This window comes from Metabacillus schmidteae, assembly GCF_903166545.1.
GTDB classification, from domain to species: Bacteria; Bacillota; Bacilli; order Bacillales; family Bacillaceae; genus Metabacillus; species Metabacillus schmidteae.
Map to the genome: position 1 here is coordinate 2,244,769 of NZ_CAESCH010000001.1, position 21,438 is coordinate 2,266,206.

At 35.3% G+C, this 21,438-nt stretch carries 25 protein-coding genes; 17 read left to right on the forward strand and 8 right to left on the reverse strand.

Annotation, left to right across the window (positions count from 1 at the left end):
• Positions 1-3 precede the first annotated feature (3 nt).
• The 3 genes from HWV59_RS10700 to lpdA are packed head-to-tail and all read left to right on the forward strand — an operon-like array spanning position 4 to position 3,793.
• Complete coding sequence (locus HWV59_RS10700; protein ID WP_102232038.1) at positions 4-981, forward strand: alpha-ketoacid dehydrogenase subunit beta; 978 nt, start codon at positions 4-6, stop codon at positions 979-981.
• Between the two features lie 55 nt (positions 982-1,036).
• Positions 1,037-2,380 (forward strand): dihydrolipoamide acetyltransferase family protein, encoded by a 1,344-nt coding sequence (locus HWV59_RS10705; RefSeq protein ID WP_175638825.1) that lies wholly within the window; start codon positions 1,037-1,039, stop codon positions 2,378-2,380.
• 3 nt (positions 2,381-2,383) lie between these two features.
• Positions 2,384-3,793 (forward strand): dihydrolipoyl dehydrogenase, encoded by a 1,410-nt coding sequence (gene lpdA / locus HWV59_RS10710; RefSeq protein ID WP_175638826.1) that lies wholly within the window; start codon positions 2,384-2,386, stop codon positions 3,791-3,793.
• Positions 3,794-3,895: 102 nt separating this feature from the next.
• On the opposite strand, the gene HWV59_RS10715 is transcribed toward lpdA, so the two are convergent.
• Positions 3,896-4,270, reverse strand: a complete 375-nt coding sequence (locus HWV59_RS10715) for a hypothetical protein (protein WP_102232041.1) — start codon at positions 4,268-4,270, stop codon at positions 3,896-3,898.
• A gap of 272 nt (positions 4,271-4,542) precedes the next feature.
• On the opposite strand from HWV59_RS10715, the gene HWV59_RS10720 reads away from it, so the two are divergent.
• On the forward strand, positions 4,543-4,788 hold the full coding sequence (locus tag HWV59_RS10720) for a hypothetical protein (protein ID WP_102232042.1): 246 nt from the start codon (positions 4,543-4,545) through the stop codon (positions 4,786-4,788).
• A 264-nt stretch (positions 4,789-5,052) separates the two neighbouring features.
• Positions 5,053-5,196, forward strand: a complete 144-nt coding sequence (locus HWV59_RS10725) for a GapA-binding peptide SR1P (RefSeq protein ID WP_102232043.1) — start codon at positions 5,053-5,055, stop codon at positions 5,194-5,196.
• Positions 5,197-5,325: 129 nt separating this feature from the next.
• On the opposite strand, the gene HWV59_RS10730 is transcribed toward HWV59_RS10725, so the two are convergent.
• The gene (locus tag HWV59_RS10730) at positions 5,326-6,801 is read right to left on the reverse strand and encodes an aminotransferase class I/II-fold pyridoxal phosphate-dependent enzyme (RefSeq protein ID WP_102232044.1); all 1,476 of its coding nucleotides are present in this window, start codon (positions 6,799-6,801) and stop codon (positions 5,326-5,328) included.
• 281 nt (positions 6,802-7,082) lie between these two features.
• On the opposite strand from HWV59_RS10730, the gene HWV59_RS10735 reads away from it, so the two are divergent.
• Complete coding sequence (locus HWV59_RS10735) at positions 7,083-8,066, forward strand: NAD(P)H-dependent flavin oxidoreductase (RefSeq protein WP_175638827.1); 984 nt, start codon at positions 7,083-7,085, stop codon at positions 8,064-8,066.
• 24 nt (positions 8,067-8,090) lie between these two features.
• Entirely contained in the window at positions 8,091-8,357 is a 267-nt protein-coding gene (locus HWV59_RS10740) for a UPF0223 family protein (RefSeq protein ID WP_175638828.1), read from the forward strand.
• A 114-nt stretch (positions 8,358-8,471) separates the two neighbouring features.
• On the opposite strand, the gene HWV59_RS10745 is transcribed toward HWV59_RS10740, so the two are convergent.
• Positions 8,472-9,092, reverse strand: a complete 621-nt coding sequence (locus HWV59_RS10745) for a YktB family protein (protein ID WP_175638829.1) — start codon at positions 9,090-9,092, stop codon at positions 8,472-8,474.
• 296 nt (positions 9,093-9,388) lie between these two features.
• On the opposite strand from HWV59_RS10745, the gene HWV59_RS10750 reads away from it, so the two are divergent.
• From HWV59_RS10750 to HWV59_RS27040, 4 genes are all read left to right on the forward strand, one after another.
• Complete coding sequence (locus tag HWV59_RS10750; RefSeq protein ID WP_026560515.1) at positions 9,389-9,577, forward strand: hypothetical protein; 189 nt, start codon at positions 9,389-9,391, stop codon at positions 9,575-9,577.
• Between the two features lie 148 nt (positions 9,578-9,725).
• Positions 9,726-10,517: an inositol monophosphatase family protein gene (locus tag HWV59_RS10755; RefSeq protein WP_175638830.1), complete on the forward strand. Its 792-nt coding sequence runs from the start codon at positions 9,726-9,728 to the stop codon at positions 10,515-10,517.
• Positions 10,517-10,720, forward strand: a complete 204-nt coding sequence (locus HWV59_RS27035) for a hypothetical protein (RefSeq protein WP_235991710.1) — start codon at positions 10,517-10,519, stop codon at positions 10,718-10,720. Before HWV59_RS10755 ends, HWV59_RS27035 begins: the two co-directional genes overlap by 1 nt.
• A gap of 105 nt (positions 10,721-10,825) precedes the next feature.
• Positions 10,826-10,981 carry a hypothetical protein gene (locus tag HWV59_RS27040; protein ID WP_235991711.1) on the forward strand — a complete coding sequence of 52 codons (156 nt, stop codon included), beginning with the start codon at positions 10,826-10,828 and terminating at the stop codon, positions 10,979-10,981.
• 39 nt (positions 10,982-11,020) lie between these two features.
• Here HWV59_RS27040 and HWV59_RS10765 read toward each other — a convergent pair whose 3' ends face one another.
• Positions 11,021-11,206: a DUF5325 family protein gene (locus HWV59_RS10765; protein WP_102232049.1), complete on the reverse strand. Its 186-nt coding sequence runs from the start codon at positions 11,204-11,206 to the stop codon at positions 11,021-11,023.
• A gap of 199 nt (positions 11,207-11,405) precedes the next feature.
• Between HWV59_RS10765 and typA the strand changes: the two genes are divergently transcribed.
• Positions 11,406-13,247 carry a translational GTPase TypA gene (gene typA, locus HWV59_RS10770; protein WP_102232050.1) on the forward strand — a complete coding sequence of 614 codons (1,842 nt, stop codon included), beginning with the start codon at positions 11,406-11,408 and terminating at the stop codon, positions 13,245-13,247.
• 84 nt (positions 13,248-13,331) lie between these two features.
• Positions 13,332-13,649 carry a YlaH-like family protein gene (locus HWV59_RS10775; protein ID WP_102232051.1) on the forward strand — a complete coding sequence of 106 codons (318 nt, stop codon included), beginning with the start codon at positions 13,332-13,334 and terminating at the stop codon, positions 13,647-13,649.
• 487 nt (positions 13,650-14,136) lie between these two features.
• Here the strand turns inward: HWV59_RS10775 and HWV59_RS10780 are convergent, their stop codons facing one another.
• The gene (locus tag HWV59_RS10780) at positions 14,137-14,337 is read right to left on the reverse strand and encodes a YlaI family protein (RefSeq protein WP_102232053.1); all 201 of its coding nucleotides are present in this window, start codon (positions 14,335-14,337) and stop codon (positions 14,137-14,139) included.
• A 166-nt stretch (positions 14,338-14,503) separates the two neighbouring features.
• Here HWV59_RS10780 and HWV59_RS10785 point away from each other — a divergent pair, with 166 nt between their 5' ends.
• On the forward strand, positions 14,504-14,962 hold the full coding sequence (locus HWV59_RS10785) for a pyridoxamine 5'-phosphate oxidase family protein (RefSeq protein ID WP_102232054.1): 459 nt from the start codon (positions 14,504-14,506) through the stop codon (positions 14,960-14,962).
• 98 nt (positions 14,963-15,060) lie between these two features.
• Here HWV59_RS10785 and HWV59_RS10790 read toward each other — a convergent pair whose 3' ends face one another.
• Complete coding sequence (locus HWV59_RS10790; protein ID WP_102232055.1) at positions 15,061-15,663, reverse strand: YhcN/YlaJ family sporulation lipoprotein; 603 nt, start codon at positions 15,661-15,663, stop codon at positions 15,061-15,063.
• 277 nt (positions 15,664-15,940) lie between these two features.
• On the opposite strand from HWV59_RS10790, the gene HWV59_RS10795 reads away from it, so the two are divergent.
• Positions 15,941-17,269 (forward strand): PhoH family protein, encoded by a 1,329-nt coding sequence (locus HWV59_RS10795; protein ID WP_102232056.1) that lies wholly within the window; start codon positions 15,941-15,943, stop codon positions 17,267-17,269.
• A 73-nt stretch (positions 17,270-17,342) separates the two neighbouring features.
• Here the strand turns inward: HWV59_RS10795 and HWV59_RS10800 are convergent, their stop codons facing one another.
• Complete coding sequence (locus HWV59_RS10800) at positions 17,343-17,840, reverse strand: peptidyl-prolyl cis-trans isomerase (RefSeq protein WP_175638831.1); 498 nt, start codon at positions 17,838-17,840, stop codon at positions 17,343-17,345.
• A 208-nt stretch (positions 17,841-18,048) separates the two neighbouring features.
• Here HWV59_RS10800 and HWV59_RS10805 point away from each other — a divergent pair, with 208 nt between their 5' ends.
• Together HWV59_RS10805 and HWV59_RS10810 are read left to right on the forward strand one after the other, a co-directional pair.
• Positions 18,049-18,330, forward strand: coding sequence for a YlaN family protein (locus tag HWV59_RS10805; RefSeq protein ID WP_026560504.1), 282 nt, complete (start codon positions 18,049-18,051; stop codon positions 18,328-18,330).
• A gap of 168 nt (positions 18,331-18,498) precedes the next feature.
• Positions 18,499-19,728 carry an FtsW/RodA/SpoVE family cell cycle protein gene (locus HWV59_RS10810; protein ID WP_175638832.1) on the forward strand — a complete coding sequence of 410 codons (1,230 nt, stop codon included), beginning with the start codon at positions 18,499-18,501 and terminating at the stop codon, positions 19,726-19,728.
• A 429-nt stretch (positions 19,729-20,157) separates the two neighbouring features.
• On the opposite strand, the gene HWV59_RS10815 is transcribed toward HWV59_RS10810, so the two are convergent.
• Complete coding sequence (locus tag HWV59_RS10815; RefSeq protein ID WP_102229575.1) at positions 20,158-21,096, reverse strand: COX15/CtaA family protein; 939 nt, start codon at positions 21,094-21,096, stop codon at positions 20,158-20,160.
• Between the last annotated feature and the right edge of the window lie 342 nt (positions 21,097-21,438).

Genomic DNA, 21,438 nt, shown 5'->3' on the forward strand with positions numbered 1-21,438 from the left:
GCCATGGCACAAATGACAATGATTCAAGCCATCACTGATGCACTACGCACCGAATTAAAAAACGATGAAAACGTCCTTGTTTATGGAGAAGACGTTGGTGTAAATGGTGGCGTATTCCGTGCGACGGAAGGACTTCAAAAAGAATTTGGTGAAGATCGTGTATTCGATACTCCACTTGCTGAATCAGGTATCGGTGGTTTAACTGTTGGTTTCGGTTTAACTGGATTTCGCCCGGTAATGGAAATTCAATTCTTCGGTTTCGTATACGAAGTAATGGATTCCTTAAGCGGTCAATTAGCTCGTATGCGTTACCGTTCAGGTGGTCGATGGACAGCTCCTGTTACAATCCGTTCTCCATTTGGTGGATTTGTACATACGCCAGAGCTTCATGCAGATAGCTTAGAGGGGCTAGTTGCTCAACAACCAGGATTAAAAGTAGTAATTCCTTCAACTCCTTATGACGCAAAAGGTTTATTAATTTCTGCTATTCGTGACAACGACCCGGTTGTTTTCTTAGAGCATATGAAATTATATCGTTCATTCCGTCAAGAAGTTCCAGAAGATGAATACACAATTGAAATTGGAAAAGCAGACGTAAAACGTGAAGGTACAGACCTTTCTATTATTACTTACGGTGCAATGGTTCACGAATCATTAAAAGCAGCGGAAGAATTAGAAAAAGATGGCGTTTCAGTTGAGGTTGTTGACTTACGTACTATCAGCCCATTAGATATTGAGACAATCATCGCATCTGTTGAAAAAACAGGTCGTGCAATCGTTGTTCAAGAAGCACAGAAACAAGCTGGTATCGCGGCAAACGTTGTAGCTGAAATTAATGAGCGTGCTATTTTAAGTTTAGAGGCTCCTGTATTACGAGTAACTGCACCTGATACTGTATATGCATTTACAGAAGCTGAAAATATATGGCTTCCAATTTATAAAGATATTCTTGAAACGGCTAAAAAAGTTATCAATTTTTAATATGGCCCAACAATTATAATTGACATAAATACAATTACTTAGGAGGTAGAATGATTTGGCATTCGAATTTAAACTGCCTGATATTGGTGAAGGTATCCACGAAGGTGAAATTGTAAAGTGGTTTGTAAAAGCAGGTGACACAGTTGAAGAAGATGATGTCCTTGCAGAAGTACAAAATGATAAAGCAGTTGTAGAAATTCCATCACCTGTTAAAGGAACTGTAACTGAGGTTAACGTTGAAGAAGGTACAGTTGCGACTGTAGGTCAAACTATCATTACGTTTGATGCACCAGGTTATGAGAACCTAAAATTCAAAGGTGATCATGGTGATGATGAGCCGAAAGCTGAAGAAAAAACAGAAGCACAGGTTCAATCTACTGCGGAAGCTGGTCAAGATGTAAAAAAAGAAGAAGCACCTAAACAAGAAAAACAAGCAGGTGTACAACCAGAGGTTGAAGTAGATCCGAACAAACGCGTTATTGCTATGCCGTCAGTTCGTAAATATGCTCGTGAGAAAGATGTTGATATTCGTCAAGTATCCGGCAGCGGTAAAAATGGTCGCGTGCTAAAAGACGATGTTGATTCATTCCTGCAAGGTGGAGGACCAGCTGAAGCAAAACCTGCAACTGAAGAAGCGCCATCTGCTAAAGAAGAAAAACAAGCGAAGCCAGCAGCTCAAGCGATTCCAGAGGGAGATTTCCCAGAGACTCGTGAAAAAATGAGCCCTATTCGTAAAGCAATCGCAAAAGCAATGGTTAATTCCAAACATACAGCTCCACACGTAACATTAATGGATGAAGTTGATGTAACAAACTTAGTTGCTCACAGAAAACAATTCAAAAATGTTGCGGCAGAGCAGGGAATTAAGTTAACATATTTACCGTACGTAGTAAAAGCACTTACTTCAGCGCTTAAAAAGTATCCTGTTCTTAATACATCTCTTGATGATAAAACAGAAGAAGTGGTCCAAAAACATTATTACAATATCGGTATTGCTGCTGACACTGAAAAAGGTCTTCTTGTACCAGTTGTAAAAAATGCAGAACGCAAATCTGTTTTTGAAATCTCAGATGAAATTAATGGACTAGCTTCAAAAGCTCGTGAAGGTAAGCTTGCACCAAATGAAATGAAAGGTGCTTCATGCACAATCACAAACATTGGTTCAGCTGGTGGACAATGGTTTACACCTGTAATTAACCACCCTGAAGTTGCAATCTTAGGTATTGGTCGTATTGCAGAAAAACCAGTTGTTCGTGATGGAGAGATCGTTGTAGCTCCAGTATTAGCATTATCTTTAAGCTTTGACCATAGAATGATCGATGGTGCTACAGCTCAAAATGCTCTTAACCACATCAAGCGTTTACTAAACGATCCACAATTAATTTTAATGGAGGCGTAATCGATGGTAGTAGGAGATTTTCCGATTGAAACAGATACTCTTGTAATTGGAGCAGGCCCTGGCGGATACGTGGCAGCGATCCGCGCTGCTCAATTAGGGCAAAAAGTAACAGTGGTAGAAAAAGCAACACTTGGAGGAGTATGCTTAAACGTTGGATGTATTCCTTCAAAAGCTTTAATCGCTGCAGGTCACCGTTACGAAACAGCTAAACACTCTGAAGAAATGGGTATTAAAGCTGATAATGTAACAGTTGATTTCTCTAAAGTTCAAGAATTCAAACAAGGTGTTGTAAAAAAATTAACTGGCGGTGTAGCTGGATTACTTAAAGGTAATAAAGTTGATGTCGTTTCAGGTGAAGCTTACTTCGTGGATAATGAAACAGTTAAAGTGATGGATGAAACATCTTCACAAACTTACAAATTTAAAAACTGTATCATTGCAACAGGTTCACGCCCAGTTGAAATCCCTGTTTTCAAATATACAAAGCGTGTAATTAACTCAACAGGTGCATTAAACCTTCAAGAAATCCCTAAAAAGTTAGTTGTAATTGGTGGCGGTGTAATTGGAATCGAACTTGGTTCTGCCTATGCTAACTTTGGAACAGAAGTAACATTCATTGAAGCTGCTGATGAAATTCTAGCAGGTTTCGAAAAACAAATGAGCGCTATTGTAAAACGTAACCTTAAGAAAAAAGGTGCTGAGATTCACACAAAAGCTTCAGCGAAAAGCGTTGAAGAAAATGAAAATGGCGTAAAAGTTACATTCGAAGTGAATGGTGAAGAAAAAACAATTGAAGCTGATTATCTATTAGTTTCAGTTGGACGTCGTCCAAATACTGATGAGCTTGGTTTAGAGCAAGTTGGTGTTGAAATGACTGATAGAGGAATTATCAAAATTGATAAGCAATGCCGCACTAATATTTCTAACATTTATGCAATTGGTGATATTGTTGAAGGTCCTCAATTAGCACATAAAGCTTCTTATGAAGGAAAAATTGCTGCCGAAGCAATTGCTGGAGAAAAAGCTGAAATTGACTATCTTGGTATTCCTGCTGTTGTCTTCTCTGAGCCTGAACTTGCATCTGTAGGTTACACAGAAGCAGAGGCTAAAGAGGATGGAATCGAAGTAACAGCTGCGAAGTTCCCATTTGCTGCTAATGGTCGTGCATTATCATTAAATGATACAGATGGATTCTTAAAGCTTATTACTCGTAAAGAAGATGGATTAGTCATTGGTGCGCAAATTGCTGGGCCAAGTGCTTCTGATATGATCTCTGAACTAGGTTTAGCGATCGAAGCTGGAATGACAGCTGAAGATATTGCTATGACAATTCATGCTCACCCTACTCTAGGTGAAATTACAATGGAAGCTGCTGAAGTTGCAATTGGTAGTCCGATCCATATTGTAAAATAATAAATAAAAGATGCTAACTTATGAGGTTAGCATCTTTTTTAATGGTTTAGTTTAAAAAAACGATGATTAATTCAAAAAAAGAAAATGAGATACCTCACTTTCTTAATCTAATAATGCATTTGAAACAGGCTCTAAAATGTCTTCTTTTGATAAAACAATTCCTTCAATTTGAACAAGGATTTTTTCCTTTGATACCACTAAAAGAGAAGGATATGTATCAACCTCATACATGTGTTCATCAGTATTCTCAGATACCACTCTCATATTCTCGAATTCTTCAGGGAATTCTTCTTTGATGTCTAATAACGCATCATAATAAATAGCTTCTCTATCTATGTTTTCGTCATCAGAATAAAACACAATTTGTTTGTCTCTATTAAGAGCAAAATCTGTGGGCCCTTCTGAAAATAAAATGTTTTCGCAGGAGGAAAGAACAACGACTGGAATAATGAAAATGATAAGTATTGATCTTTTCATCCATGTCCACCTCTTTTAAATAAATTAAATAGTTCCAAAATAGTATGTACAGGAGGGCTAAAATAACTAATCCGTCCAATATGATTAAATTATAACTATTTTATCACATATCCGGATTGAACCTTACCTTGTCATCTATTTGTTACATAAATGAAAAATATTACGTTTTACCTATACAAATCCTTAAAATTTCCAATTTAAAGACCTATTTTTCTGAACGGAATTCTATATTTTTATATAGAATCATACATATTGAGGAGGTGTTTTGTGAAATGAAAATGGTCTGGGGATTACTATCTTGTGTACATCTAATTTTATGGAGTAGCTATAGTGTGATCGAATGGTTATCAAATAAAGATAGCTTGTTAGCCAAATCCATTTTACTACTCATGTTTTTCTATCTTTCCTATTTGATTGCATTGTCATTTATAGAAAAAAGAAAAGCAGCATTCATCTTTTCTGTCTCATCACTTCTAACTTTTGTCTTCTCATACAAAGTAGTTATAGTTTTAGTATGACACAATGGTTAAGATTGACTATAAAAATTAAAGGTTCAGATGACTGAGAGTGTTTATAAGTATGTATAATGTACCAGCTGTTGAATTATATATAAATAAAGCTTATATATTGATGTGATTTTAATTTATATATTTTAATGTGTTATACAAATTGGGTATTGACGTTTCAAATGTGTTATATTATTATAAATACAAGAAATGTTATACGCTTTCAAAGATTAGGAGATATTGAGAGTGAAAAATTGATTGAAAAGGGGTATGGAGATGGGAACAATCGTATGTCAGCACTGCAACTCTACAATTGGTCATGTTGAAGGTGAAAAAGTGACGACATTATATGGTAAATGTAGTCACCAGGATTGTTGTAATCAAAATAATCAAAAATTTGTTAAAGTAGCAATCAAATAAAAGGGGTTTCACATATCGTGCTAATTTTGTACGTGCATAAATGGAGGGACAGTTACCAAAAAAATATATACTACTTCAGAATTGAGAAGGATATATTTTTATTGGAGGACTGTCCCTTTTTTCTAACATCTATCTAATAGCACGGTGTTCTTTAATGACTCTAATTGTATCTAATGTAGGGTCCTCTGGTCCTTGAACAGGTAAACCTACTTCTAAATTTTTCTTAATATATGTCAAATTTTCTTCTGTAATAATTTCTCCTGGAATAAAAATTGGGATACCTGGTGGGTAAACCATGATAAACTCAGCAATTATTCTTCCGGCAGATTCGTTAAAAGAAACAACTTCAGTTTCAGCATAAAATGCATCACGTGGAGTTAATGCAAGTACAGGAATATCAGGTAAAAAGATGCGTTCCTTTGTTTTTGATTGGTCTTGTAATGCTTGATATTGGTGTGATAATTCATTTAAAGCTCGAATTAACATATCGACTTCTTCTTTTGAGTCACCTGGTGTTATAATGCAAAGAATATTATATAAATCGGATAATTCCACTTCAATTTGATAATTTTCTCTCAACCATTTTTCAACATCATAGCCTGTAATGCCAAGCTCATAAACAGGTATAATTAATTTCGTCGGATCATAATCAAAGGTTGCTTTTGTCCCAAGTATTTCTTTCCCTATACAAGAGATATTGGGGATTTCGTTTATGTGATCTCTCGTGTAATTAGCTAACTCAATCGTTTTCTGAATTAATTCATGGCCTTCTGTAGCTAATCTTTTTCTCGCTACATCTAGTGAAGCTAATAATAAATATGAAGTAGAGGTTGTCGTCATCATACTTAAAATTGATTGCACTCGCTGAGGCGATACAAGGCCCTCTCTAACGTTTAAAACAGAGCTTTGAGTCATGGAGCCACCAAGCTTGTGAACACTTGTTGCAGCCATATCTGCTCCCGCCTGCATTGCACTCAGGGGCAGGTCTTCATGGAAATGTATGTGCACTCCATGTGCTTCATCTACTAAAACAGGGACAGAGTAAGAATGAGCGATCTCAACAATTTTTTGTAAATCAGCTGATATTCCAAAATAGGTTGGATTTATCACTAATACTCCTTTTGCATCTGGGTGTTGCTCAAGCGCCTTAGCGACTGCATCTGTCGTAATGCCGTGTGAGATACCTAATCTTTTATCAATTTCTGGATGAATAAAAATCGGTGTAGCTCCTGAGAAGACAATAGCCGACATAACAGATTTATGTACATTTCTAGGTACAATAATTTTATCTCCAGGCCCACATACAGCCATTACCATTGTCATTATAGCTCCGCTCGTCCCTTGTACAGAAAAAAATGTGTGATCGGCACCAAATGCTTCTGCAGCTAACTCCTGTGCTTTTTTTATTATCCCTTTAGGAGCATGTAAATCATCTAACGGACCAATATTTATTAAATCAATTGAGAGCGCATTATCACCAATGAAAGCCCTGAAATCTGGATCAATTCCTGCACCTTTCTTATGCCCGGGTATGTGAAACTGTATTGGATTTTTTTTTGCGTGTTCTACTAAACCTGTAAATAATGGTGTCTCATATTGTGACAACTTTTTTCCACCTTCTTTTTCTGTTATTAGTTTTATTATTATAATGTGTAGGACATGACGAAAAATAGCAATTGTACATATGTCACTAAACGAGTTATCTCAGTTTCGGGTACATTTTCTTTTATGTAGAGTTTGTGTCGAAATCTGACTATTTATTTAACATAAAACAAATGAATTATATCGTTATCGATAATGTCAGTCAATAAAAATATAAAAATTAACGTATTGGCTTTAAAAATATAAAAGGAAAAATGTTCGTTCATCTGGAATATAAACTAGATATGCATACGGAGGTAGGAGGATATAAAATGAATTGGAATACGAGAGTAACGGAGATGTTAGGTGTTAAGTATCCTATAGTACAAGGAGGTTTAGCATATTTAGCATATTCAGAACTTGCAGCAGCTGTTTCAAATGCTGGAGGATTAGGTCAAATTACAGCGATGTCACTTGATTCAGCTGATGCGCTAAGGGAAGAAATAAAAAAGACGAGAATGAGAACAACTAAACCATTCGGCGTAAATTTTGCTATTGGCCAACATGGAAGAGGGTATGAAGAACTAGTGCAGGTAGCTGTTGATGAAAATGTCCCTGTTATTTCAATGACCGGCGGGAATCCTGCACCTATCTTTGAGATATTAAAAGGTGCTAATGTGAAGAAATTAGTGCTTGTAGCAGCTAAGAGGCAAGCAATAAAAGCAGAAGAGTTAGGTGCTGATGCTGTGATGGTGGTAGGACAAGAAGGAGGAGGTCATTTAGGAAGAACCGATGTTGGAACTATGGTGTTGATTCCTCAAGTTGTAGATGCTGTCACTATTCCAGTTATTGCTTCCGGAGGTATTGGAGATGGTCGAGGCTTTATGGCAGCCTTAAGTTTAGGCGCTGAGGGTATTGAAATGGGTACTCGTTTTATCGCGACGAAGGAATGTGTACATGCACATCCTCTTTATAAGCAGGCGTTAGTAAAAAATGATGAAAACCAAACCGTTGTTATTAAGAAATCGCTAGGAGCACCTGCACGAGCGATAGGGAATGGTTGGACAGATCAAATCTTAGAGATTGAGAAAAATAATGGTGATTATGAGCAATTAAAGGATTATATTAGTGGAATTGCTAACAAAAGATACATATATGATGGTAAGATTGATGATGGATTTGCATGGGCTGGACAAGTTATGGGTTTAATTAATGACATCCCGTCTGTTCAAGTGCTAATGGATCGAATCATCAGAGAGGCCAAAGAAATACGAGAAAAATGGTCCTGATAATATAAGAAAGAGGTAATTACTATGGATTATCAATATCCTATCTCCCTTGATTGGAGTACTGAGGAAATCGTAGATGTAATCAAATTTTTTGAATGTATTGAAAAAGCTTATGAACAAGGAATTGATCGTACCGATATGTTATCTGCTTATAGAAGATTTAAAGAAATAGTACCAAGTAAGTCAGATGAAAAAACAATTTGTAATGAGTTTGAAGAGGTCAGTGGGTACTCATCTTATAAGGTCGTAAAAAAAACAAAAGATTCAAATGAACATTCTATTAAGATGTAATTGAAAAAGGTCTGATCTTATATTTAAGATCAGACCTTTTTATTGTTTTAGAGCCGATAAAGAATTCATGACTTATATTAGATATGTGAAAATTTCAGCTAGTTAGAAAGTAAATTAATTAAAGGATCGTTTATATAATGGTGTTAACTCTTCAAATGTTTCACGAATAATATGATATAACTTTTCACCATTATGTACGACAGGATCAGCTGCTTGAAAGTGACGCCCAATAAGAAATTCCGCTTTTTTTACATCTCTAAAACGTTCTAACGAGCTCTTCGAATCAATTTCCTCAAAAGGCTTTGCATCTTTTTTTGTATGATCGAGAGAGACGACATAGTCTTTAGAAGAAAATTTATTGAGTTCATCAATATGGGTTAAAAATGTTTTAGCAATTCCGTCTTTATTCGGTAATTCATAAATAAAGGCTAACCAAATAAATAAGTGATCATCAAATAACCCAACCTGAAAATGTGGATGCTGTTTATATCCACGTTTATTACCAGCAATCGCTAACCAAGTGTCTTTTGGTGGATTAACTGATCTTCTTGCATGCTTCGCAATATGTAAAAACATTTCAGTTTGCAATTTTGCTGAAAGATCATCTGTTAAGGCTTGTCCAAGTTCTTTAAATTTAGGTTGTATTCTCTCACGAATAGCTTCCATTCTGTTATCAAGACCATCTATTGTAAATGTGTCAAAATCCTCTTTAGTAAAACTATTAAAACTTACCATCTTGTGTCCTCCTAGTTAGATAAATTCTTTGTTTATAATAATTATCAATTATAAACAAAGAATAGTTTTTTCTCAATAAATTGTGTTCCTAATCTCCTATTTATAATCTGCGAACGACGTTTTGAACCTTTACTTAGGTGGTACTTACTAGGTATATACACAATTTCGTCTAAGCAGTTCCAACTTTTTTTATACACACATATTATATAAAAAACTATTAAAACTTAAATAAACTCTTTGAAATCGCTTTGTTGGTACCTTTTTAAAAAAACAAAAGAATGAAAGGGGCGGTAAAAATGAAACAAATTGTAAAGACGAGTGGTCAGAAAATGATGAATAATCGTATTGGGGTGTTAAGGCTTGAACTTGATTACGAATTAGCCACCCTTTATGAAGCGATGCAAAATAAAGATCAAAAGAAAAAAATAGAGTGTAAACAAAAATTAGAGAAGCTAAGAAAAGAGTGGATGAAGCTCCAGGCATAGATGGAGATTAAGTTTATCTACAAACGAACCTAACAATCAGGTTCGTTTTTATCTGCGCGACAAAAATGCTCTTACTTGATTTCTGTTAATTCATTACAGTATGCTAAAATTAGAATATTGGATATATACATAGAAAAGAGGTAGCATAATGACGAATTGGCTTGAAATTGATCAACACGCAAAACAATGGATACAAGAGGCAGGAGAAATTATAAGATCATCATTTGAATCAACACTTTCTATCCAATTTAAATCAAATCCAAATGATTTGGTTACAAATATGGATAAAGAAATAGAACAATTTCTCATCGGGAAAATCCACGAAACATATCCTGATCATCGTATTCTTGGTGAAGAAGGCTATGGGGATGAAGTAACAGATCTTGAAGGTGTTGTTTGGATTATTGATCCAATTGACGGAACAATGAATTTTGTTCATCAACAGCGCAATTTTGCTATTTCAATTGGTATATACGGTGATGGGGTTGGATACATAGGATTAATTTATGATGTTGTTCATAAAGAGCTTTATCATGCATTCAAAGGGAATGGTGCATATATGAATGACATACCTCTACCTAAGCTTGACCAAGTGAAGATAGAAGAGGCTGTTATAAGTGTAAGTCCGGTATGGGTAACGGAAAATAAACGTTTTGATCATAAAACCATTGTACCAATTGTAAAAAAGGTACGAGGGACTCGCTCTTATGGTTCTGCTGCTATTGAGTGTGCTTATGTTGCAGCAGGTAGATTAGATGCTTACATAACAATGAGATTAGCTCCATGGGATTTCGCTGCTGGGATTATCTTAATTGATGAAGTGGGTGGCACTGTCTCTACTTTAGATGGAAAGCCGCTGGATTTATTATCCAAAAACAGTTTCTTTATCGGTGAGAAGTATTTACATCAACATATTATTGAAGAATATTTAAGTAATTGATGAAATTATCGTCTCGAGAACTTCAGTCGAGAGACCTCCCTTTTTTTCAAGAATTGATAGCTGCTAGTCCGGAGTGGCAAGGAGAGGAATGTGTAAGTGATGATTTAGAAACTTACTTACTTTCTTACACGATGTATAATGGACAATGGAGAATTTGGTGGGATGAGTTTGGTAACAATGTAGGAATCAGCTTTATTGTTTAATGGTCACCTTCGAATGAAAAGCCTTGGATAGGAACAATATTAATCAATCCGTCTAAATATCGCAGAGGTTTCGGGAAGAAGGTCATTGACCAGTATAAGGAAGAATTGTCGCGAAAAGGTCATAAAGCATTATTTGCCGGTTGTCCAATTGAGAGAGACTCATGGTTGCAATTTTTAGGGAATTGTGGATTTGAACAATTTAAGGTAGAAAAAGATGAAGTAACACAAAAGGAATACATGATATTTGTATTACCGTTATAAAACAAAGAAGGAATCATTCATTGATCCCTTCTTTTTCATTTAAATTAACCCTTTTTCACGCATTCTTTTCTTATAAATAAAACCTGCCGCCATAACGCCATTTAATCCGATAATAGCTAAAAGAATGCCGATGATACTGCGTTCTCCGATAGCTATACCAATACCGATCATACATACAGCTGCTAAAATAGCTAGTACGAGAAAAATCCACTTTCCTTGTTTCATTTTACAAACAGCTCCCAACCTTACAACAGATATTTTTACCTCTTTCTACAGTTTACTTAAAAACTTTCAGCTTTTCTAGATTGTTTGTGGTATAATATCGAAGGTGATTTTGAAATAATGATCATATTAACTCAGAATACAGCAAGAATAGGAGTTAGACACTTATTCTTGTTATTATACATTTTTAGGAGATGAAATAGTGAAACTTCGAAATGATATTCGCAACATTGCTATTATTGCCCACGTTGACCATGGAAAAACAACATTGGTTGACCAACTGTTACACCAATCAGGAACATTCCGTACAAATGAGCAAGTTGCTGAACGTGCAATGGACTCAAATGATCTTGAGCGTGAACGTGGAATTACGATCTTAGCAAAAAATACTGCAATTAATTATAAGGACACTCGTATTAACATCATGGATACTCCAGGACATGCCGACTTTGGCGGCGAAGTAGAACGTATCATGAAAATGGTTGATGGTGTTTTACTAGTTGTTGATGCTTATGAAGGATGTATGCCACAAACAAGATTTGTATTAAAGAAAGCTTTAGAGCAAAACCTTACACCAATTGTTGTTGTAAATAAAATCGATAGAGACTTTGCTCGTCCATCAGAAGTAGTTGATGAAGTATTAGATTTATTCATTGAACTGGATGCAAATGAGGATCAATTAGAGTTCCCGGTAGTGTTTGCTTCTGCAATCAATGGTACAGCTAGCACAAGCCCTGATCCGGCAGATCAAGAGGAAAATATGGCTTCATTATTCGATGCAATTGTTGGTCATATTCCGGCACCGGTTGACAATCATGAGGAGCCCCTTCAATTTCAAGTAGCACTATTAGACTATAATGATTATGTTGGTCGTATTGGAATTGGCCGTGTGTTCCGTGGAACGATGAAAGTTGGACAACAAGTATCACTTATGAAGGTTGACGGTTCTATCAAAAACTTCCGCGTATCAAAAATATTTGGCTTCCAAGGGCTAAAGCGTGTTGAAGTAGAACAAGCTGTTGCAGGAGATCTTGTAGCAGTATCAGGTATGGAAGATATCAATGTTGGTGAAACAGTTTGTCCGGTGGAACACCAAGAAGCACTACCGATTTTACGTATCGATGAACCAACTTTACAAATGACATTTGCTGTAAATAACAGTCCATTTGCCGGTCGTGAAGGTAAGTTTGTTACAGCACGTAAAATTGAAGAACGTTTATTATCTCAGTTACAAACTGATGTAAGTTTACGTGTTGATCCAACAGATTCACCTGATGCTTGGGTTGTTTCAGGACGCGGGGAGCTGCATCTTTCAATCCTGATTGAAAATATGCGTCGTGAGGGCTACGAATTACAAGTGTCTAAACCAGAAGTTATCGTAAAGGAAATCGATGGTGTAAGATGTGAGCCTGTTGAGCGAGTTCAAATTGATGTTCCTGAAGAACACACAGGTGGAGTAATGGAATCAATTGGAGCACGTAAAGGTGAAATGATCGATATGATTAATAACGGAAATGGTCAAGTTCGTTTAATCTTTAATGTTCCTGCCCGTGGCTTAATTGGATACTCTACAGAATTTATGTCTTTAACTCGTGGATTTGGTATTATTAACCACACATTTGATAGCTACCAACCAATGCAACCAGGAAAAGTGGGCGGCCGTCGTCAAGGTGTGCTTGTTTCAATGGAAAATGGAAAATCAACAACATACGGTATTCAAGGTGTTGAAGATAGAGGAATTATCTTTGTTGAAGCAGGTGTTGATGTATACGAAGGTATGATAGTGGGAGAACATACTCGTGAAAATGATTTAGTCGTTAATATTTGTAAAATGAAGCAACAGACAAATATTCGTTCTGCTACAAAAGACCAAACAAGTACAATGAAAAAACCACGTATTATGTCATTAGAAGAAGCATTAGAGTATTTAAATGATGATGAATATTGTGAACTAACTCCTGAATCAATTCGATTAAGAAAGAAAATTCTTGATAAAAATGAACGTGAAAAAGCAGCTAAGAAAAAGAAATTAGCTGGTATGTAATCTAAAGATGCAATAAGGCTGATTCTACTGGAGGATTCTTTGGTTTGAATCAGCCTATTGTTTTAAGAAGAGGAGGACAAGGTAATGGATGTTTCAGAAAGACTTTCGTTTTTCCCAAGTTTATATCGTGTTGTCGATCATCCTGAGATAGGTATGTGGATGCTGTATTTGACAATTTTGTTTCTATCGATTTTAGTATATAAGCTGGGATTTGCTAAAAAACTACCGATATTAAAGTCTGCTGTTATCTATATCTTTTTAGCGTTAGGCTGTACAGTATTGACTTTTTTAGGAATCTTTTTGCCTGTAGCGGAAGGGTTGGTAGTAGCAGCTCTTATCCTAATTATCTATAAAATTCGTCTTCACCAATCCAAAAAACAAGAAGCAGAAGATGTTCGCTAATAAAAAGAGTCAGACCTTGTCTCAATCGAATAACGATCGAAACAAGGTCTGACTCTTTTAGGTATTATTCTTTTTATTGTACAGTAGCTGAGGAAGAGGCAATACAACCGCATATACTAGATGTCCCATGGTCCACCAAAATAATGCTTGACCATTAGTCAATTCTGGAGTTTGCTTTACGGCAAAAAAAGTTAAAGGAAAATATAAAAGTATTGGTAGTAGTGTCAGACCTAGAGACAGTATAAATTGACTTTTACTTTTTTTCCTGTTACTTTTTGGGATAAATTTGTAAATAAAACACCAATAAAAATTGATACAAGTATATGAAGGGAAAACTCAATAGGCTCATTCAAAGGTTTAGAATAGATGAAATCCATATTAAGTAAAAGAGTATAAACCTCAATATTTGTCAAAAACTGAACAATTTTTAAGAAAAAACCTATAACAACACCACTGAGGAACCCTGAAAGTATTCCAAGTCGTATTTTTACCAAGTATCCTCAGTCTTTTTATCCCGGTAAAAACGAAACTTACCTGTTGCTACTCTGGCTTTTGTCTTATCAGTAATTCGCTCTTGGCATGAACTACACATATATGTATGAATTGGACGATTTCTTAATCTTTTTGCAACTAATGTTTCATCATCAATCGATTCGACCAGATCGCATATGACACACTTCACTCTCATAAAACACCTCTATTTGTTACATATGATAAAATTCCCTTTGTTATTAATTCATGATCCCAAATTATTATACCATAGAAGAAACAAAAGATTTACTTGAATATTTTTAGTTGGAACAAAGCGAAAAAACAGGTATGATGTTTGTATAAAGTGGAAAGGAAGGGTTGAAATGGCAAATAGAGTAGAAACAGCACTCATTGATCCATTGTATCAGGAATTACAGAAAGAACATTTTGTGACTATCTCTACAATCGATCATGAAACAGGATCCCCTCATGTTAGTGCAATTTCATGGGTATATGCACCAGATCAAAAAAGAATATTATTTGCAATTGATCAGAGATCAAGAATTGTTGATAATATCAAGAAACACCCTGCTGTTGTTTTAACTTTAATCGCAAACGAGTCCACATATTCGATTAATGGAAATGCACATATTAATGCTGAAAGATTAGATAATGTTCCCTTAAAACTAGCACTAATAGAACTTTCCATTATAGAAATTAGAGATGTCATGTTCTATGGTTCAAAAATTTCGACCGTACCTCAATATGTAAAAACTTATGATGAAAAAGCAGCAGCTAAACTTGATAAACAAGTTTTAGATGCATTGAAAAATGAAATATAAAAAAAGACTGCCATATAAAAGACCATTAAGTGATTTATGAAATAAATTAGTTAAGATCTTGAGTTATTAATGGCAGTCTTTTTTTAATGTTTTAAGTTTTATTTATTTAAATGATTGTTGGATTGATCTTGTTGTTCTTTTTCCAGTTTTTGTTGTTCTTGCTCATTTAGTTGATCGTTATTTTGGTTGGTAGGTTGTTTTCGTTGGTTGTCAAGAATATCACTTGGTACTTCTGGAACAATTCTACCCACAATAGCAGCTAATTCGTCCAAGATACCAGCAATTGGACGTCCTTCTTGTATATCATTGGCCATTTCACGTAATCTAACATTTGTATCTGCATCAGCGATTACGATTGCTCTGGCACCGTATGGATCATGCATTAGACTCTCTGCAACGGCATATTTGATTGATTCTACCTTATTTCGATCAAGCTTGGAATTCACATCAATTCCAACGATGGCATAGGGTCCTAAAACAACAGCTGTAGCATCGTTCACTTCAGGAATTCCGTTTGCAAGATCTACAAGATGTCTTGAGATGTCTTGTCCAGTCTTTCGATCTACATGCTCTTCTACACTGTTCTTAACATTAATCGGCTCAGTTCCATTATCATTTTCTTGATCAGTTTTTGGAGCACCTTGATTAGCAGTACATCCGGCAATGGCAATTAACAACAATATCGTAAGTAAGAATTTCATGTCACCACTCCTTTATTCTAATGAAAATCTAATTTTGAATAATATGGTGTTAACTTTTACAGATCTTTTGAAAAATAACACTTTTGTCTCTAGGATGACCAATATGAAAGAGCTGAATGATGGTTTTTTCCTGCTTTTTAATTTTTATTGTCTAATAAACCTTCTATCTTTATTCATTCTTTCATATATTTTAGCAACGCTTCATTCACAGCTTGACTTTTTTCACCCTAATTGTTTCACTCCATAAAAAAATAGCAACGGAGTAGGAGGCGGAGGTTTGAGGAAGATTTATGTTCTAGACACAAATGTATTATTGCAAGATCCGAATTCCATTTTTTCTTTTGAAGAAAATGAAGTTGTAATTCCTGCAGTAGTCTTAGAAGAAGTGGATTCAAAAAAACGCTATATGGATGAGATCGGCAGAAATGCAAGACAAGTTTCCAAACTGATTGATCAACTTAGAGAAACAGGAAAATTACATGAAAAGATACCATTACTGAATGGCGGCTCATTAAGGATAGAACTTAACCATCGGTCTTTTCATCAGTTGCAGGAAATTTTCGTTGAGAAAACGAATGATAATCGTATATTAGCTGTAGCAAAGAACTTGTCTTTAGAAGAGCAAACGAAGGAAGATGGTCGAACTGTTATTTTAGTTAGTAAAGATACATTGGTTCGAGTTAAAGCAGATGCTATTGGACTGATAGCTGAGGATTTTCTAAGTGATCGTGTTGTTGAGATTGATCATATTTATTCGGGTTTTCTTGACTTATATATTAGTGGGGAAAATTTAAATCGGTTTTATGAAAAAAATGAATTGATCTTATCTGAAATTACAAATCATCCTTTTTATCCAAATCAATTTGTTATTATGAAGGATGCATTGGGAGGATCCTCCTCAGCAATAGGAAAGGTAGATCATACAGGGAAAAAAATACAACGGCTTGTTTTTGATCATGAACATATTTGGGGGATTAGACCAAGGAATGTTCAACAAACAATGGCATTAGAGCTTCTATTAAGAACGGACTTGCCTTTAGTTACATTAATTGGAAAAGCGGGTACTGGAAAGACGTTACTTGCTTTAGCAGCAGGTCTTATGCAAACTGAAGATATGGGCACATATAAAAAGTTGCTTGTTGCTAGACCAATTGTTCCAGTCGGAAAAGATATTGGTTTTCTTCCTGGAGAAAAAGAGGAAAAGCTAAGGCCATGGATGCAACCTATATATGACAATTTAGAGTATCTATTTAATACAAAAAAACCAGGTGAACTTGATGCTATTTTAGCAGGAATGGGGTCAATTGAGGTAGAGGCACTAACCTATATAAGAGGAAGGAGTATTCCTGATCAAATCATCATTATTGATGAAGCCCAAAACTTAACAAAACATGAAGTGAAGACAATCTTAACCCGGGTAGGAGAACGTAGTAAAATTGTCTTAATGGGAGATCCGGAGCAAATAGACCATCCTTATTTAGATGAATACAATAATGGACTTACTTATGTTGTAGAGAAATTTAAGGATCAACCAATTGCAGGACATGTGAAATTAGTTAAGGGTGAACGTTCAGGACTAGCCCAATTAGCTGCAGATCTGCTTTAAATTGGTAACTACCTTGTAGAAAAACGTAAGAAAATGAGCCAACCATGTTAGTTGGCTCATTTTCAAATGAAATTTATTGTACTATAATTTCTTTGACTTTTTTAATTGGATATTCAATATTTGAGCCATCTCCATAATAGACATGAATAGGCCCGTCCTCATTTAAAGGTTTACCATCTTTACTAAATCCAAAAATCAATTGTAGAGCATCAGAAATTGGCATGGTTACTTCTCGATCTTCTGTTATAAATCTAACCTCTGAAGCGTTTTCTTGAAGCTCAGCGTTCAAAAGGAAAGGTTTAAAAGGTATACCGAAAGTTCCGGTCAATATTTTTATTTTTTCAAATTTTTGTTCAGTTTTAAGCGTCGGTGGGAAAATAGCACCTTCTCTAATTTCTCTTTCCCAATGTTTAGAAACAGCCTTGGTGTATTCTTCCAATTCATTTTTTTCTTCTTGTTCTTGTTGGAAATAAGTTGTTAAGTCAATTTTTCTATCATCAAATATCCAGACACCAGGGTCTAATGTAATTTGATAATTTACCTTGCCTTTTAATAAAATAATTGAATTCATTAACGAACACCCCTTTTCTTCAGGTTAAGTATAAGCTTTTATGTAAAATTTGTCACATAAAATGAAATACTATAGTCTAAATACCAAAAATACGATTGTAATTTTGGCAAAAGTTTCTCTTTAGGTGGTTTGTCCTTGCTTTTTTCTCTTAATGGGCTTAATATTAAAATATAGAATAGGGTAATCGCTCGGAAACGGAGGGATTAAATTGGCGTCTGAAATTGCTGTTAATCATCGAGATAAAGCACTTGCGGTACTAAAGGCAGATGCTGATAAGATCATGAGATTGATCAAGGTTCAAATGGATAATTTAACAATGCCTCAATGTCCACTTTACGAAGAGGTTTTAGATACACAAATGTTTGGTTTATCTAGAGAAATAGACTTTGCTGTAAGACTTGGCCTTGTTGAAGAACATGAGGGGAAAGAATTGCTCGACACACTTGAGCGAGAGTTGTCTGCATTACACGATGCATTTACAACAAAATAAAGAACTAAAAACTCAAACTGATTCTATTGGTTTGGGTTTTTTTATCGATTGATGACAATATATGAATAAAGTAATGTTTTTAAAGGATTTTACTCATTTACAGTCGAAGTTATAGTAAAATGAAAACAACTAGATTAACTCATGTTTCTAAGTAAGGAAGAGATAATAATGATAAAAAAGATAATAAAATCATATGATTATTCACTAATATTAGCTGTTATACTACTTTGTGCATTTGGACTTGTTATGGTCTATAGCTCAAGTATGATAACGGCAGTTGCTCGCTATGGATTTGAGCCGGATCATTTTTTTCATAGGCAGAAACTAGCTCTCATTGCAGGAGGGGTGGCTTTTCTAGTCATGATGATTCTACCATATAGAGCATTTTTAGATAGCAAAATCTTAAAGTTCATAGTTTTTGGTTCAATCGGACTTTTAGGATCATTGTTTTTTATTGGACATGTTGCCGGAAATGCACAAAGCTGGATAAAACTAGGTGGAATGAGCATACAACCGGGTGAATTTGTAAAGCTTAGTGTCATTATATATTTAGCTGCTGTTTATGATAAAAAGCAAACCTATATTGATGAATTTGGTCGTGGGGTATTACCACCGCTTATTTTTACTGGGCTCATATGTTTCTTTGTCGTCATTCAGCCTGACTTTGGTACAGCATTCATCATTGGGATGATAGCTGTTTGTATGATTGTTTCATCAGGTATGGCAATAAAAAGTATGTTAAAGCTCATTTCTTTATTGTTTTTATTTGGACTACTTATGTCCCCGTATATCATTATAAAAGGTTTTTTTAGTGACGAACAGCTCAGCCGTTTTACTGGCGTAACTGATCCGTTTGGAAACGAAGGGGGAGCAGGTTATCAATTAGTTAACTCTTTCTATGCAATTGGATCAGGCGGATTAAAGGGGCTAGGGTTAGGGCAAAGTGTTCAGAAATACGGTTATTTGCCAGAATCACATACAGATTTTATCATGGCAATTATTGCTGAAGAACTGGGTATTCTTGGTGTTTTGTTTGTTTTAGTTTTATTGACCTTTGTTGTTTTAAAAGGGTTCGCTATTGCGCGTAAATGTCAGGATCCATTCGGCACATTATTAGCTGTAGGGATATCAAGCATGATTGCTATTCAGTCTATGATTAATTTAGGTGGATTAACAGGACTTATACCAATCACAGGTGTACCTTTACCTTTTATCAGTTATGGAGGATCTTCAATCTTATTATTGTTAATTTCTATGGGTCTACTAGTCAATGTCTCAATGTTTACAAACTACAGGGAAATATATAAAAAACCAATCCGATCAGAGCAATCAGCTACAAATAATATAAAGGCAGTCCAACCTGGAGAGAAATCTGTTTTTAAAGTTTTTAAAGGCTAACAAATGATGTTAGCCTTTTTACTTTTTGGCTGTTTTCGCAAAGATTGTGGCTTTTAAAACACTATTTTAACTCTATAGTGGAATGGAGCGGAAGACACTCGACTCCTGCGGGAAGTGAGGAAAGGCTGGAGACCCCGCAGGCGCAGCCGAGCCGAGGAGGCTCAGCTTCCTCCCCGGCGCATGGAGTAATTGTAGCGCAATGGAACGGGCTAGTTTTAACCTTTATCTGCAACAAAGTATGCGAAAACAGCCTACTTTTTTTAGTCATTTTTTGGGAAGAGCATTGCGACTCCATAAATGCAAGAAGTAAAGTCTGTTTACAGTTTATTTTTAAACATACATTTGAGAATAAATCATTTATATTTTCAAAAAAAATATACATAAAACCAATGATTGGCTTTATGTACATTTGATTTAATATGGAACAGTTCAAGAAAAATTTTGATCACTTGTAGAGCTGACTTCAGCATTCATATTACTTCTACTAACAAGTAATAAAAAGTAACTAAGTAGTCCAAATAAACAAGAAATAATAAGAGCATGTGCTAGTGATACATACAAGTTTAATCCGGTTAGAACAACCAGTGCACCTGAGGTTACTTGCATTGACACTAAAATGAAAGCTAGAATCCAACCCCAGTAGATGACCTTTTGATTACTATGATATTTAAGTGCGCGCCAAGCTGTGTAAGTGATCCAAATAAAAACAATAGCAGCAGCTGTTCGATGTCCCATTTGAATCCATTCGTGAAGGGTAGTAGGTAATCCATTTGCTCTACTACTACAAATTGGCCATTTGGGACACGCGAGGCTTGCCCCTTTATGCCTCACATAAGCCCCCGTATATACGACAATATACGTATAGACTATAATTCCGACCATATGGAATTTCATTGTTTTGTCAATTATAAGCGCTTTCGAATCAAATTTTTTATCTACTTCAAAAATTAATAAAGTCAAAAGCAACACAGATGCAAAAGATATAAGTGAAATACCGAAATGGAGAGCTAGTACAGCATCTGATTGTCCCCATTTAACAGCTGCTGCTCCAATCAACGCCTGTAATACTAAGAAAAAGATAGATAGAACAGCTAAAAACTTCGTTTCTCTTATATGGCCAATTTTTCTCCATGACCATAATGAAAGGATGAGAACGGCTACACCAGCAAGTCCACTGACAAGTCGATGACTTAGTTCTACTACAAGTTCAAAAGTAATTTGGCTCGGAACAAGCTCACCATGACATAATGGCCAAGAATCTCCACATCCTGCACCTGACTCAGTCTTTGTTACAAGGGCTCCTCCGATTAACACGAACAACATAATAATTGTTGTGATAACAGCGAACCATTTAAGAGCACGTTGCAAAATGTTCACCTACTTATATAATTGGTATAAATAATAGTAAATACTCATCGTATAGTACACAATGTAGAAGAAAAAGACAATAAATTAATGGAAATGTTCACAAAGTTATTAGATATTTTTGTTAAACGCTTACTGTCTATGTAGATGTAAATAATCTGTGATGGATAAATAAAAACAAAATTTATAGAAAAATTTTACTTAAATGTATAGAAAGGGTTGAATATTCAATAGGATTTTGCTAGAAATAGATATGTGTTCATTTTCTATAAACTCTTTATGAAAAAGGGATTCGTATACAGAAATATGATAAAATAGGGAAGCTTAAGGATATAGCTATCACTT

What these genes read in the sequence shown, in the direction of transcription:
- HWV59_RS10700 (WP_102232038.1), top strand. Translation starts at nt 4, where the DNA reads ATGGCACAAATGACAATGATTCAAGCCATCACTGATGCACTACGCACC.
- lpdA (WP_175638826.1), top strand. Translation starts at nt 2,384, where the DNA reads ATGGTAGTAGGAGATTTTCCGATTGAAACAGATACTCTTGTAATTGGA.
- HWV59_RS10715 (WP_102232041.1), bottom strand. Translation starts at nt 4,270, where the DNA reads ATGAAAAGATCAATACTTATCATTTTCATTATTCCAGTCGTTGTTCTT.
- HWV59_RS10720 (WP_102232042.1), top strand. Translation starts at nt 4,543, where the DNA reads ATGAAAATGGTCTGGGGATTACTATCTTGTGTACATCTAATTTTATGG.
- HWV59_RS10725 (WP_102232043.1), top strand. Translation starts at nt 5,053, where the DNA reads ATGGGAACAATCGTATGTCAGCACTGCAACTCTACAATTGGTCATGTT.
- HWV59_RS10735 (WP_175638827.1), top strand. Translation starts at nt 7,083, where the DNA reads ATGCATACGGAGGTAGGAGGATATAAAATGAATTGGAATACGAGAGTA.
- HWV59_RS10740 (WP_175638828.1), top strand. Translation starts at nt 8,091, where the DNA reads ATGGATTATCAATATCCTATCTCCCTTGATTGGAGTACTGAGGAAATC.
- HWV59_RS10745 (WP_175638829.1), bottom strand. Translation starts at nt 9,092, where the DNA reads ATGGTAAGTTTTAATAGTTTTACTAAAGAGGATTTTGACACATTTACA.
- HWV59_RS10750 (WP_026560515.1), top strand. Translation starts at nt 9,389, where the DNA reads ATGAAACAAATTGTAAAGACGAGTGGTCAGAAAATGATGAATAATCGT.
- HWV59_RS10755 (WP_175638830.1), top strand. Translation starts at nt 9,726, where the DNA reads ATGACGAATTGGCTTGAAATTGATCAACACGCAAAACAATGGATACAA.
- HWV59_RS27035 (WP_235991710.1), top strand. Translation starts at nt 10,517, where the DNA reads ATGAAATTATCGTCTCGAGAACTTCAGTCGAGAGACCTCCCTTTTTTT.
- HWV59_RS10765 (WP_102232049.1), bottom strand. Translation starts at nt 11,206, where the DNA reads ATGAAACAAGGAAAGTGGATTTTTCTCGTACTAGCTATTTTAGCAGCT.
- HWV59_RS10775 (WP_102232051.1), top strand. Translation starts at nt 13,332, where the DNA reads ATGGATGTTTCAGAAAGACTTTCGTTTTTCCCAAGTTTATATCGTGTT.
- HWV59_RS10780 (WP_102232053.1), bottom strand. Translation starts at nt 14,337, where the DNA reads ATGAGAGTGAAGTGTGTCATATGCGATCTGGTCGAATCGATTGATGAT.
- HWV59_RS10785 (WP_102232054.1), top strand. Translation starts at nt 14,504, where the DNA reads ATGGCAAATAGAGTAGAAACAGCACTCATTGATCCATTGTATCAGGAA.
- HWV59_RS10790 (WP_102232055.1), bottom strand. Translation starts at nt 15,663, where the DNA reads ATGAAATTCTTACTTACGATATTGTTGTTAATTGCCATTGCCGGATGT.
- HWV59_RS10800 (WP_175638831.1), bottom strand. Translation starts at nt 17,840, where the DNA reads ATGAATTCAATTATTTTATTAAAAGGCAAGGTAAATTATCAAATTACA.
- HWV59_RS10810 (WP_175638832.1), top strand. Translation starts at nt 18,499, where the DNA reads ATGATAAAAAAGATAATAAAATCATATGATTATTCACTAATATTAGCT.